The sequence below is a fragment of the Nitrosospira sp. Is2 genome (assembly GCF_033095785.1).
In the GTDB taxonomy this organism is placed as follows: domain Bacteria; phylum Pseudomonadota; class Gammaproteobacteria; order Burkholderiales; family Nitrosomonadaceae; genus Nitrosospira.
Genome location: NZ_CP137134.1, coordinates 1,105,558 through 1,118,985 on the forward strand (window position 1 = coordinate 1,105,558; position 13,428 = coordinate 1,118,985).

Sequence of the window (13,428 nt, forward strand, 5' to 3'; positions counted from 1 at the left end):
ACCGTCCGCTCCGCTGACGAACGTGGGGAGAAGCCGACTAGAGCACATCCGTAGCAAAAGCAAAATTCGAGGGTCGCGCACGTAAGAACTGGTTCGAAGGTTCCCTACGATGGCGGACTTTGCGGGATGGCTGCGCGCCAGGCGACGGCGCACGCTGATCCCTTATACCTTATTAATTAGGAGAGCATTACAAAGCAGCCCCCCAGCGAAGGACTTGTTCAGAAGCTTCCTAGTGTGCCTGTTCCCAGTTGGGCCCGACACCAACCTCTACCAATAACGGGACGTCGAGTTTGGCGACGTCGCCCATAAGCTTGGGTAATTGATATTTGACCATCTCAAGTTCATCGTCCGGCACTTCCAATACCAGTTCGTCGTGGACCTGCATGATAAGTTTACTACGGAGGTTTTGGCGCATCAGCCAGCCGTGGACCGCAATCATGGCGAGTTTGATGATATCTGCGGCGGTGCCTTGCATTGGCGCGTTGATCGCGGCCCGCTCCGCCGCCTGCCTGCGCATGCCGTTGGAACTATTTATTTCGGCCAGCCACAGCCTGCGCCCGAACACGGTTTCCACCCAGCCCGTGTTCCTGGCCGTTTCTCTGGTGTCCCTCATGTAATTGGCGACGCCCGGATAGCGTGCAAAATACCGATCCATGTATGCTCTCGCGGCAGTGCGGTCAATGCCGAGCTGCGAGGCCAATCCGAATTCCGACATACCATAGATCAGGCCGAAGTTAATGATTTTTGCATAGCGACGCTGTTCCCCGCTTACCATTTCCAGCGGAATCCCGAACACTTCCGCAGCGGTGGCGCGATGTATGTCCTCGCCTGCCGCAAAGGCGTTGAGCAAGCCTGCGTCCTGGGAAATGTGCGCCATGATGCGGAGCTCAATTTGCGAGTAATCAGCCGAAACCAGGCAGCTACCGGGAGAGGCGATGAATGCCTCTCGTATACGGCGACCCTCAGCCGTTCGAACGGGAATATTCTGCAGATTGGGCTCATTGCTGGCAAGCCGTCCCGTCACCGCCACGGCCTGTGCATAATTGGTATGCACACGCCCCGTAGCGGCGTCCACCATGCGGGGGAGCTTATCGGTATAAGTCGATTTGAGCTTGGCAACGCCGCGGTAATCGAGCAGGACTTTTGCCAAAGGGTAATCCAGTGCCAACCGTTGAAGCACGTCTTCGTCGGTCGATGGCACGCCACCGGGGGTCTTTTTCAGCACGGGCAGCTTGAGTCTCTCGAACAGAACCTCCTGAATTTGCTTGGTTGAATTCAAATTGAAAGGCTGTCCCGCGATCGCACACGCCCGATCTTCCAACGCCAGCATCTTTTCACCAAGCTCGCGGCTTTGAACCGACAGTAGCTGCAAATCCAGAAGCACGCCGTTGCGCTCGATTTCAAACAATATTTCCATCACCGGCATTTCGAGCGCACTGTAAACATAGTCGAGCTTTATTTCCTCGGCAATTTGCGGATAAAGGTCCTGGTGAAGCTGCAGCGTAATGTCCGCATCCTCAGCCGCGTATTGCGATGCACGTTCGATGTCCACCTGATCGAAACATATCCGACTCGCCCCCTTACCGGTGATCTCATCGTAGCTTATCGTTTTGACATCGAGATGTCGCAAGGCCAGGCTATCCATATCGTGCGGCCGATGTGATTCGAGTACATAAGACTGTAACAATGTGTCATGTACTATGCCTTTCAATTGAATGCCATAGTTGGCAAATATATGCATATCATATTTGAGATTCTGCCCCAGCTTAGGCATGGTCGAATCGGTCAACCACGGCCCGAGCTTGTCCAGCACCATGCCGATGGGCAATTGCGGCGGTGCGCCTGCATAGCAGTGCGCGAGCGGCAGGTAAGCAGCCTGATGAGCCTTGATCGAAAACGCGATGCCCACGAGTTGCGCCTGCATTGGGTCGAGCCCCGTCGTTTCCGTATCCAGAGAAACCACTGGCGCGGCATTTAGAAGTTCGATCCACTCATCGAGTTGGGAAGGGGTAAAAATAGTGTGATAATCCCCTCGCACGACATCGTGATATGTCCGCTTCGCGCTCGCCTCCTGGGCGTCCTCCGAGAATGCGATGCCGCCGGGCTCTTTTGCATCTGGTTCCTGCGTCAATTCGCGCAACCAGGTTTTAAACTCCAGGCGTTCATACAACTCAGCCAACTTTGCGGCGTCCTGCGGTTGCAGCGCAAGATCACGCAAGCTCATTGGCAATGCAACGTCGCATTTAATTGCGAGCAGTTGGCGCGACTGACTCAGCCAATCCAGGGCCTGGCGCAGATTGTCTCCTACGGCGCCACCGATTTCATTTGCATGAACGATAAGGTTGTCGAGATCGCCGTATTTGGTGAGCCACTTTACGGCTGTTTTGGGCCCCACCTTGTCGACGCCCGGGATGTTATCGGAAGCGTCGCCCACCAATGCCAGATAATCGAGCATGCGCATTGGCGCCACGCCAAACTTTGCAATCACGGCAGCTTCGTCGAGCCTTTCGTTCGTCATGGTGTTGACCAGCGTGACTTGCGGGTTGACCAGCTGCGCAATGTCCTTGTCGCCGGTAGAAATGATGCAGCGCATGTGCTCCCGTTCGGCCTGTTTAGCCAGCGTCCCGATGACATCATCCGCCTCCACGCCTTCCACGATCAGCATCGGCCAGCCCATTGCTTTTATGCACTCGTTGAGCGGACCGATCTGTGCGGCAAGATCGTCCGGCATCGGAGGGCGATGCGATTTATACTGCGCATAAAGATCATCGCGGAAGGTCTTGCCTTTTGCGTCAAATACGCACGCGCTATAATCGGCTTGGTAATCCTTATGCAAACGGCGCAGCATGTTGAGCACGCCATAAATAGCGCCCGTCGGTTCATTGTTGCGGTTACGGAAATCTGGCAGAGCATGAAAAGCGCGGTACAGGTACGATGAACCGTCAACAAGCAATAGTGTTTCCATTTAAAACGTCCAAAGGTTTCCAATGAGCGCGGAAGATAAATTAGCCCATACAATGACAGCCGATTTCAGGGAAAAAACATGGTCGGCGAGGGAGTCATGGCGTGTGTTCGGGATTATGGCAGAATTTGTCGAGGCAACGGAACGCCTGAATTCGATTAAACCCGCAGTAAGTATTTTCGGTAGCGCGCGCACGCTTCCGGATCATCCTACCTATAAATTAGCCGAGCAGATCGCGCGTCTCTTATCCGATGCGGGTTTTGCGGTCATTTCGGGCGGCGGCCCGGGTATTATGGAAGCGGCCAACAAAGGCGCCTATTTCGGGGATTCGCCCAGCATCGGTCTCAATATCCAGCTCCCGCATGAACAGCGCCGAAATGCCTATCAGGACGTGAGTCAGACTTTCCGCCATTTTTTTGCCCGCAAGTATATGTTCGTCAAATTGGCGACTGCATACGTCGTCCTGCCCGGTGGATTCGGAACTCTGGATGAACTTATGGAAGCACTCACGCTGGTGCAGACCGGCAAGACGCGAAGAATGCCTATTATTCTTGTCGGTTCGGATTTTTGGCGGGGCATGCTGGATTGGCTCCGGCAGGTGCTTATTACCGAAGGCGTGATCGCGCCGGAGGACATGGACTTGATGCAGGTGATTGATGAGCCCGCGGAGGTTGTGGATGCGATATTCAAGTATTATGAATCCCGCGGGTTTGAACCGTCCGCAGCCGAACGGGAGGTCCAACTCAATCTATAATAGAGGTGACATTTCGGATAGAATGGGATATTGACCCTTACCCTGCCGGGAGGCGCCATGCGTCGCATCGTTCTTGCACTGTTATTGAGCGTTGCATTACCTGCAGCAGCGCAGTCCAACCAGCCCAAGGACCTGCGGCCGCTGCCTGAAGTGCCGGAACCACCAGCGTTGCCTTTGCCGTCGCCGGGCGCCGGGGATGAGGACGACCCTTCGCTTGAGCCGCAAGTTACCATTACCAAGCGAGGTGAGGACAAGATCGAGGAATACCGGATAAACGGTCGCCTCTACATGATCAAGGTAACGCCTCGTATTGGTCTGCCGTATTATTTGATAGACAATCAGGGCGACGGCACGTTTTCTAGCCATAGCACCGGCGGCCTTGATCAGAACGTCCGCCCTCCAATGTGGGTGATACACCAGTTTTAAATTTTCATAAAGGGCAGCGGCAGATTTTCATCTGTTAGACTTCTGCCCTCCCTTTTTTATCGCTCATGTCCGTTTTCACTACCGTCACCCCACATCAGCTTTCTGCCTGGCTAAGAAACTACTCCCTCGGTACACTCATCAATCTGGAAGGTATCTCTTCGGGTATCGAAAACACCAATTATTTCGTCACCACCAGCCATGGCAAGTACGTTCTCACTTTATTCGAAAAACTGACTGCGGCCGAGCTGCCTTACTATCTGAATTTGATGTCATACCTGTCACGCCGTGGCATTCCCTGCCCCAGCCCCGTGGCGGACCTCGACAATAAATTCCTCGGGGAACTGAACGGTAAACCAGCCAGCATCGTTACCTGCCTCCCGGGAAAATCGCAGGAACAGCCCACTGCCGCGCACTGCGCGGAGGTGGGCGAACTGTTGGCAAACATGCATCTGTCCGGCATTTCCTACCCTGAAAAGATGGAGAATGCGCGTGGACCCAAATGGTGGAAAACCGCGGCAATCGATGTCATGCCCTTTCTCGCTGCGGAAGAGGCCGAAGTTCTCAAGGAAGAGTTGCGTTTCCAATCCCTCTATCGCCTTGAAAATCTGCCGCGAGGAGTGATCCACGCTGATCTGTTTCGGGATAACGTGCTGTTCAATGACGGGGCCATGGGGGGTGTCATAGACTTCTATTTCGCGTGCAACGACGTTTTGCTGTACGACCTGGCTATCACGGCTAATGACTGGTGTTTGAACGACGAGAGAGAACTGGACCCACGATCAACGCGATCGCTGCTTGCTGCCTATCATGCGACGCGCCCCCTAACCCTAGTTGAGCACAAGGCCTGGCCACTGATGCTGCGTGCCGCAGCCTTGCGGTTCTGGGTATCACGGTTACAGGATTTTCATTTGCCCCGGGCCGGAGAACTGACGCATGTCAAAGACCCTTCACACTTCCTGCACATACTGAAAAACCATGCAGCATCACAGTCCCGGTTGTTTGAGGTTTGGGTTTGAGCGCAACGGCCCCGTCGACGTTCCACCGGCCACGCTCTAACGGAGAAAAAAATGCAAGTCACGCAAGTCGATGCGAAACACGGATGGTTATGGATTGTCCACGGCTTCGCCCTGTTCCGCAAGGTTCCGTTGGGGTGGATTATTCTGTGCACCACCTTGCTACTCATCGCCGCAACCCTGTCGCTCATCCCTATGGCGGGACAATTTATATTTACACTGCTATCGCCGGTTTTTTTAGCGGGGCTGATGATTGGCTGTAGGAGCCTGGAACAGGGCGGGGGGCTCGAGTTTTCCCATCTGTTTGCGGGATTCCGACACAACACCGCTTCGCTGATTACGATAGGCGGAATTTATCTGGTGGGACAGGTGCTGATCCTGGGCGTATTCATGCTGGTCGGCGGTGACGTGCTGATGGGTCTGCTGCTGGAAGGAAAGCGAGTGGATGAGAATGAGCTGAAAAGCGTATCAGGGGACATGTTGTCAGCATCTCTTGTAGCGCTGACGCTGTCCATCCCGTTGATGATGGCTGCATGGTTTGCGCCTCTGCTGGTAATCTTTTACGACATGCCCCCGCTAGAAGCAATGCGGCTGAGCTTTGTCGCATGCCTGAAGAACATCGTCGCGTTCCAGATTTATGCGGTAATACTGGTGCTGCTGACGATCCTTGCTGCCATGCCCTATGGATTGGGACTATTTATACTGGTGCCGACGTTATTTACCTCGATTTACATAAGCTTCAGGGAAATCTTCGTAGACACGACCGAAGCAACGTAAGACAGGTTATCCTGTCCGGTTCAGGCCGGAGCCAATTTAGCGTATTCAAGCAACAGCCACTTGGTGCCGGCGCGACCAAATTTCACCTCGACGCGTGCGTCCGCACCGCTGCCCTCGCAATTGATGATCACACCTGCACCAAACTTGGCGTGAATCACATTTTGCCCAACTCGCCAACGGGCGGCGGCTGAGTCACGGGGAGCCGATTCCTGAGTTCGAATACCCTGCCTAGGCGAAAAGCCACTTGAAGCTGATACGCGATTACCAATGGCCGCTTTTTGCAGTGGCTGCAGCCACTTGAGCAGGCCTTCCGGAATTTCCTGCAAAAACCGCGAGGGAATGTTATATCGGGTCTGACCGTGCAGCATGCGGCTTTGAGCGAAACTCAAATACAACCGCCGCCGGGCCCGTGTTAGCGCGACGTACATTAAACGCCGTTCCTCTTCGAGCCCTCCTGTTTCGTTGCGGCTGTTATCATGCGGAAACAGCCCTTCCTCCAACCCGCTCAGAAACACACTATGAAACTCAAGCCCCTTGGCTGAGTGTACCGTCATCAACTGCAGCGCGTCTTCACCCCGGACAGCCTGGTGTTCGCCGGCTTCGAGGGACGCATGGTTAAGAAACAGTAGGAGGCTGTCGTCTTCAGATTCGTGCACGAAACTGGTAGCAGCATTGATCAATTCATTCAGGTTCTCCAACCGTTCGGCTCCCTCGCGTTCGCCGCGATAGTGTGCGCGCAACCCGCTGTGTTCAAGCACGTGTTCCACAATTTCCGGCAACGACAGTTGTTCTCGAACCTGGCGCAGGGATTCGACCAGCGCGACAAAACCTTCAACTCCTTTCCTGGCTTTACCGGTCTTCCGATCCATACCTGTTTCGGATGCCCAATCCTGCATCGAAGTCGCTGAGGCCCCGCATTTCTTCAACATCGCCGTCCATAGGCTCGCCCCTTGCTGCAGGGCATCGTCCTGAAGCTGCTCCAGACTGCGCAGACCGATGCCCCGCGTCGGGAAATTTACGACACGGAGTAGCGCGTTATCATCGTCGGGATTGGCTGTCAGCCGAAGATATGCCAAGGCGTGTTTGATTTCCTGCCGTTCGAAAAAACGCATGCCGCCGTAGACGCGGTAAGGCAAGGAGGCGTTGAACAGAGCATGCTCCAGTACTCGCGATTGCGCATTCGAACGGTAAAGCAAGGCTATCTGCGATAACGCCACCCCTTCCGCGCGCAGCGATTTCACTTCATTTAGGATAAACGCGGCCTCGTCGATATCCGTGGGTGCGTTATATACCCTGATGGGTTCGCCCTGGCCTTCCGCAGTCCACAGATTCTTGCCGAGTCGCCCTCCATTGTTGCGGATGAGCGTATTGGCAGCGTTAAGTATATTGCCGTGCGAACGATAGTTCTGCTCCAGCTTGATGATTTTCGGGATACCAAAGTCGCGCTCAAACTCCTTCATGTTCCCTATGTTGGCACCGCGGAACGCGTAAATACTCTGATCATCGTCGCCAACAACGAATACGGCAGTGCGCTCGCCTGAGAGCAGCTTCAGCCATCGGTATTGCAGTTGGCTGGTATCCTGAAATTCATCCACCAGAACATGATGGAAGCGGCTGCGATAATGTTCGCGCACGATTTCATTACGGCTCAATAATTCATAACTGCGAAATAGCAGCTCAGCAAAATCAACGACCCCTTCCTTGTTGCATTGCTGCTCATAAGAGAGATAAAACTCGGCCATCTTATGCGTAAAATCATCATGGGCTTCAACATGGGACGCTCTAAGCCCTTCTTCTTTCGCATTGTTAATGAACCACTGAACTTGCCGGGGCGGAAACTTCTCGTCGTCGGCGCCCAGACCCTTCAGGACGCGCTTGACGATTGCCAGCTGATCGGCGGAGTCAAGAATCTGAAACGCCTGTGGCAGTCCTGCGTCCCGGTGATGTGCGCGCAAGAGCCGGTTGCAGAGGCCGTGAAAAGTGCCTATCCACATACCGGCGGTATTGATTGGCAACATGGCGGAAATCCGGGTGAGCATTTCCTTCGCCGCCTTGTTGGTAAACGTAACCGCCAATATACCGTGGGGGCTGACCTGTCCAGCCTGTATCAGGTATGCGATACGCGTCGTCAGCACGCGAGTCTTGCCACTACCCGCGCCAGCCAGCACCAGCGCGGACTGGTGCGGAAGGGTTACAGCTTCGAGCTGTTCGGGATTAAGTGCCGAAAGTAGAGAAGACATTGAGGCAGGCCGTCCGGCAGAAGGATGCAGGACTTATCATCAGCGAAGGTTGGGGAAGCGCTACTGAGATAACAGGTTTATAGTGATCCCGATAAAGTCAAGCAGCAGAAATTCGATGCATATAGTCCGGGAGCCGGAATAAATCACCAGAGCACGGAACTTATTCGGGCGCTCGAACTAGTAAGAAAAGCCGGTTCACGAGAAGAACGCGGCCACACGCCGACTTTGTGGCCACTCGTTTAGACTCGATTCGACTCGCTCTGGCTACGCGCTACGGCTTTGTTTCACCAGATCCAGAATAAGCGGCGTCAATATCAGCTCCATGGCGAATCCCATTTTCCCTCCCGGCACCACGATCGAATTCGGACGAGACATGAACGAGTTGTTAATCATGGACAGCAGGTAAGGAAATTCGACCTTTCTGGGATCGCGAAAGCGAATCACGACAAAACTTTCATCCAGAGTTGGAATGTCACGTGCCACGAACGGGTTGGATGTATCTACCGTGGGCACCCGCTGGAAATTAATATGCGTGCGTGAGAACTGGGGCGTAATGTAATGCACGTAATCGTGCATGCGCCGAAGAATGGTATGAGTGACTGCCTCTGCCGAATAACCACGCGCGTTCATGTCGCGATGGATTTTCTGGATCCATTCGAGGTTAACGATGGGTACGACGCCGACCAGCAAATCGACGTATTTTGCCACATCGGCCGTCTCGCTCTTCGCTCCCCCATGCAATCCTTCGTAAAACAGCAAATCCGAACCCGACTTGATAGGAGCCCAAGGCGTAAAGGTGCCCGCCGGTTGGTTGAATGGCACGGCTTCGTCGTCATTGTGCAGATACAAACGCGTCTCGCCTGTGCCGCTCTCGCCGTAGGTCTTGAATAACGCCTCGAGTTTTTCAAATTCGTTGGCCTCCGGCCCGAAGTGACTGATGGGATGACCGTTCTTTTTCTCGGATTCGACCACGGCTTTCTTCATCGCTTCACGATCATAGCGATGGAAGCTGTCGCCCTCTACCACCGCGGCAGTCAGTTTCTCGCGCCAGAAAATATGCTCGAAACTTTTTTTGACCGTCGACGTACCAGCGCCCGACGAACCGGTAACGGCGATGATAGGGTGTTTTTGTGACATACAACGCTCTCCTCAGGACAATAAGTAATGAATGTTATGTTTTTCTCGTCAATAAATACAGCTGAATTCCAGCAAATTTTTGGCGGCGTTTATGATACCCGTTTTCACCTCGCCTTGGGTTAAAAGATGCAACCTGTTCCGCGCGTTGAGGGCTTTGAAGAGGCCGTTGGTGAGGCGGAATGGAGGCAACAGCACCTTGTTTAGCGTTGCCAGTTCACGCACGGTTGACTTTCGAGAAACTCTGGCATAATATGCCCGGCTTTACTGAATCAGCAGGGATGGGCGTCGTGAAAACCTTTTCAGCCAAACCACATGAAGTAATCCGCGACTGGTTTGTGATCGATGCGGCCGACAAGGTACTTGGGCGTCTTGCCGCAGAAATCGCACATCGTCTTCGGGGCAAACACAAGCCTATCTTTACTCCCCATGTGGATACCGGTGATTTCATCGTTGTTATCAACGTCGACAAGCTTCGTGTCACGGGCGCCAAGGCGGAGAACAAGACATACTATCGTCATACGGGGTATCCCGGCGGTATTTATGAAACCAGTTTTGCCAAAATGCATGCGCGCTTTCCCGGCCGACCACTGGAAAAGGCCGTCAGGGGTATGTTGCCAAAGGGTCCGCTAGGGTACGCCATGTTGAAAAAACTCAAAATCTACGCGGGTGCGTCGCATCCGCACGCGGCGCAACAGCCGCGACAACTCGAAGTCAGGGCCTGATATTAATGAACACGACCTATAATTACGGTACCGGACGCCGCAAAAGCGCCGTGGCTCGCGTCTTCATCAAGCCGGGCAAGGGCTTGATAACGATTAACGACAAGCCGGTTGATGAGTTTTTTTCGCGCGAAACCGGACGCATGGTAGTTCGTCAGCCACTGGAACTCACAGGTAATCTGACAAGTTTTGACATTGTGGTCAACATTCACGGCGGAGGGGAATCGGGCCAGGCTGGGGCAGTGCGGCATGGCATTACCCGGGCATTGATTGATTATGATGCTTCGCTCAAGCCTGTATTGAGCAACGCTGGGCTGGTTACGCGGGACGCGCGCGAGGTGGAAAGAAAGAAGGTCGGTTTACGCAAAGCGCGCCGTCGGAAGCAATTTTCCAAGAGATAATTCTTCACCCTCGTCACAAAAAGCCGCCCTTTTCTGGCGGCTTTTTTATTTGTTACTTTATAATCGTCCCGGAGGATAGGGGAACGCTATGCTTAACGTAGGAATTGTAGGGGGAACAGGTTACACCGGTGTAGAACTGCTGCGCATTTTGGCCGACCACCCTGGGGTGAGCATGCGGGTGATAACGTCGCGCAAGGAAGCAGGTATGGGCGTAGCGGAATTATTTCCCAGCTTGCGAGGACGAGTGTCGCTAAAATTTAGTGATCCTGCAGAAGCTGACCTGGACAAATGCGACGTGGTATTTTTCGCAACCCCAAACGGTATTGCCATGAACCAGGCACGGCCGTTACTGGACGCGGGCGTACGGATAATCGATCTGTCTGCCGATTTTCGCATCAAGGATATAGCTGAATGGGAAAAGTGGTATGGCATGTCACACGCTTGCCCCGATCTGGTAGCCGAGGCCATCTATGGGCTGCCTGAAATCAATCGCGACAAAATCAGAGCCGCGACACTCATAGCCAATCCGGGCTGCTATCCCACAGCGGTGCAACTGGGCTTCCTGCCACTGGTTGAAGCGGGTATCGTTGACCTGGACAATCTGGTGGCAGACGCGAAATCCGGCGTATCCGGCGCTGGGCGCACCGCCGCGGTGCATACGCTGTATGCGGAGGCCGCCGATAATTTCAAGGCTTATGGTGTTCCAGGACATCGACATTTGCCGGAAATCAGACAAGGTCTGTCGAATATGGCAGAGCGACCCGTTGGGTTGACGTTCGTGCCCCATCTCACGCCTATGGTCCGCGGCATTCACGCTACGCTCTATGCCCGACTAACCTCGCATACCGATCTACAGGCTTTATATGAAAAGCGCTACGCCGATGAGCCCTTTGTTGATGTGCTTCCTCCCGGCGCCCATCCGGAGACGCGCTCGGTACGTGGCTCTAATCTCTGCCGCATCGCTGTCCATCGTCCGCAGGGAGGCAACACCGCGGTAATACTGTCGGTAACGGATAATCTGGTCAAGGGCGCAGCAGGGCAAGCGGTGCAGAACATGAACCTGATGTTCGGCTTGTCTGAAACGCTGGCGATCAGCCATGCTCCACTGCTGCCCTGAGCAGCCTGTCCCTTTTCCGGGGTGCGACGGCGCGGGACGCGAGTCAATGTCCAAGTTAATAGGACTGTAGCCCCGAAAGAGTCCAACGCCCACCAGCGATCAAGTTGCAGTAAAATTGGAGGCGCATGGGGCAGCCTAAGCACTAAGCACTTGTTCAGCCTGAATCAGGTGTCAGGTAGACACGTGGCGCGCCTGCTCGCGATTTCCAGCTTGGCCGGCAATAGGCTCCACCGAGGATTTTTCAGGATGTTGGGGCATGATCAAATCGCTTAAAAAAAAGTACGGCATATCGGCGCCGAGGGTCGCAATACGTCCGCAGACGCCGGCCTATATCCGTTGGGTCGTTATCACGATTCTCGCCGTGCTGGCAGTGGGGCTATCCTTAGGTATGTATGAAGCGGGGCGCAGGTTTGCCGGCTTTGACAAGAACGAAACGGGTCATGACCTAAACCGTTTGTCGGAATTGAACGGCCGTCTGGAGCGGGATAACGAAGAACTCCGCATGAAGGTGGCGGGCCTTGACCGGCAACTGCAAATGGACCTGGTCGCTCGGGAAGATATCGCAAAACAGGTCAAGACGCTCGAAAACGAAAATATCCGCCTGAAAGAGGACCTGGCGTTTTTTCAGAACCTGGGTTCAGCCGGTGGAAAATCAGAGCAGAAGGTTTCGATTGGACGGCTGAAGCTGGAACGGGGCAAACTGCCCGGAGAATACCGTTATAGCCTGTTGCTGGTCCAAAACGGACCGCGCGCAAAGGATTTCCACGGAAGTCTGGAATTCGCGGTACATTTCCAGCAAAATGGGGAAAAGATGATGATCCCGATCGGCAGCGATAGTTCGTCACAAATGCTGGACATCAACTTCAGATTTTACCAAAGAATAGACAACACCTTTCATTTGCCCCCGGACGCCATCGTGGATAGTATGCAGGTAAAGGTGTATGAAAAAGGCGTGGCACAGACGAGACTGATGCAGACGGTAAACTTGTCACTATAGAGGAGGCAGAATGTTCGGAAATGGAAAAACCGAGAAACCGCAAAGTCAGATTGATTCGCTGATTGGGGTAGGAACCCACATCGACGGCAACGTCAACTTCAGCGGAGGCTTACGGGTGGATGGTCGCGTTACGGGGAATATCGTCGCGCTCGGCGACAAGCCCAGCACGCTCGTGCTAAGCGACCAGGCAGTCATAGAGGGGAAAATTATTGTCTCGCATGCCGTTATCAACGGAACGGTAACCGGCGCAATCCATGCAAGCGAATACATGGAACTACAGCCGAAAGCCAAGGTCTCTGGAGATGTGCATTACAAGGCCATGGAAATACAGCTTGGCGCATCGGTGGATGGGATGCTTCATCATCTGGATAATATCCAAGTCGACAATAAAGTCGTACCATTGATCCCCGCGAGCCAAAGCGAGTGACCTGTGCGCACACAAGTGAATAGTTGTCCCCCCTTTAACTCGACAAAAGATGTATATGAACGCACCAACCAACTCCAGCCTGGTTGCAGAAATGCAAGCTCCACTTATTTTTACTGATAATGCGGCAACCAAAGTCCGGCAATTGATCGAGGAAGAAGGAAACAATGATCTCAAGCTGCGAGTGTTTGTCGCCGGCGGGGGATGCTCCGGTTTTAAGTACGGCTTTACCTTTGACGAGTTAATCAGCGAAGATGATACGGTAACGGAGAAGAATGGCGTGAAACTACTCATCGATGCGATGAGTTTTCAGTACTTGGCCGGGGCCGAAATCGACTACCAGGAAAATGCCGAGGGGGCGCAATTTGTTATCAAGAACCCCGGAGCGTCCAGTACCTGTGGTTGTGGATCTTCTTTTTCAGTGTAGCCGATTATCAGTTCGCGTTTTTTACATAGCAAAA

13 protein-coding genes are annotated in these 13,428 nt (G+C 53.8%); 10 read left to right on the forward strand and 3 right to left on the reverse strand.

Translation table 11 applies throughout. The features are described 5' to 3' along the window. Positions 1-229 precede the first annotated feature (229 nt). Entirely contained in the window at positions 230-2,965 is a 2,736-nt protein-coding gene (gene polA, locus R5L00_RS04860) for a DNA polymerase I (protein WP_317653614.1), read from the reverse strand. Between the two features lie 22 nt (positions 2,966-2,987). Between polA and R5L00_RS04865 the strand changes: the two genes are divergently transcribed. The 4 genes from R5L00_RS04865 to R5L00_RS04880 all read left to right on the forward strand — a co-directional run bounded on the left by R5L00_RS04865 (position 2,988) and on the right by R5L00_RS04880 (position 5,932). Further along, a complete protein-coding gene (locus tag R5L00_RS04865) occupies positions 2,988-3,716 on the forward strand; it encodes a TIGR00730 family Rossman fold protein (protein ID WP_107693798.1) in 729 nt (242 codons plus the stop codon). A 57-nt stretch (positions 3,717-3,773) separates the two neighbouring features. Next, positions 3,774-4,142: a DUF2782 domain-containing protein gene (locus R5L00_RS04870; protein WP_107693797.1), complete on the forward strand. Its 369-nt coding sequence runs from the start codon at positions 3,774-3,776 to the stop codon at positions 4,140-4,142. Between the two features lie 65 nt (positions 4,143-4,207). After that, positions 4,208-5,158, forward strand: coding sequence for a homoserine kinase (locus R5L00_RS04875; protein WP_107693796.1), 951 nt, complete (start codon positions 4,208-4,210; stop codon positions 5,156-5,158). Positions 5,159-5,209: 51 nt separating this feature from the next. Further along, the gene (locus R5L00_RS04880) at positions 5,210-5,932 is read left to right on the forward strand and encodes a BPSS1780 family membrane protein (RefSeq protein ID WP_107693795.1); all 723 of its coding nucleotides are present in this window, start codon (positions 5,210-5,212) and stop codon (positions 5,930-5,932) included. Between the two features lie 20 nt (positions 5,933-5,952). Here the strand turns inward: R5L00_RS04880 and R5L00_RS04885 are convergent, their stop codons facing one another. After that, positions 5,953-8,172 carry a UvrD-helicase domain-containing protein gene (locus R5L00_RS04885; protein ID WP_317653618.1) on the reverse strand — a complete coding sequence of 740 codons (2,220 nt, stop codon included), beginning with the start codon at positions 8,170-8,172 and terminating at the stop codon, positions 5,953-5,955. A gap of 264 nt (positions 8,173-8,436) precedes the next feature. Further along, the gene (locus R5L00_RS04890; protein WP_107693793.1) at positions 8,437-9,309 is read right to left on the reverse strand and encodes a phosphoribulokinase; all 873 of its coding nucleotides are present in this window, start codon (positions 9,307-9,309) and stop codon (positions 8,437-8,439) included. A gap of 287 nt (positions 9,310-9,596) precedes the next feature. Between R5L00_RS04890 and rplM the strand changes: the two genes are divergently transcribed. The 6 genes from rplM to erpA all read left to right on the forward strand — a co-directional run bounded on the left by rplM (position 9,597) and on the right by erpA (position 13,394). Further along, positions 9,597-10,031: a 50S ribosomal protein L13 gene (rplM, locus tag R5L00_RS04895; protein WP_107693896.1), complete on the forward strand. Its 435-nt coding sequence runs from the start codon at positions 9,597-9,599 to the stop codon at positions 10,029-10,031. Positions 10,032-10,036: 5 nt separating this feature from the next. Next, positions 10,037-10,429 (forward strand): 30S ribosomal protein S9, encoded by a 393-nt coding sequence (rpsI, locus tag R5L00_RS04900; RefSeq protein WP_107693792.1) that lies wholly within the window; start codon positions 10,037-10,039, stop codon positions 10,427-10,429. Between the two features lie 88 nt (positions 10,430-10,517). Further along, the gene (gene argC / locus R5L00_RS04905; RefSeq protein ID WP_317653619.1) at positions 10,518-11,546 is read left to right on the forward strand and encodes an N-acetyl-gamma-glutamyl-phosphate reductase; all 1,029 of its coding nucleotides are present in this window, start codon (positions 10,518-10,520) and stop codon (positions 11,544-11,546) included. A gap of 256 nt (positions 11,547-11,802) precedes the next feature. Further along, positions 11,803-12,543: a DUF6776 family protein gene (locus R5L00_RS04910; protein WP_317653620.1), complete on the forward strand. Its 741-nt coding sequence runs from the start codon at positions 11,803-11,805 to the stop codon at positions 12,541-12,543. Positions 12,544-12,553: 10 nt separating this feature from the next. Further along, complete coding sequence (locus R5L00_RS04915; protein ID WP_107693790.1) at positions 12,554-12,970, forward strand: polymer-forming cytoskeletal protein; 417 nt, start codon at positions 12,554-12,556, stop codon at positions 12,968-12,970. A gap of 55 nt (positions 12,971-13,025) precedes the next feature. After that, on the forward strand, positions 13,026-13,394 hold the full coding sequence (erpA, locus tag R5L00_RS04920; protein WP_107693894.1) for an iron-sulfur cluster insertion protein ErpA: 369 nt from the start codon (positions 13,026-13,028) through the stop codon (positions 13,392-13,394). The last annotated feature ends 34 nt before the right edge of the window (positions 13,395-13,428 follow it).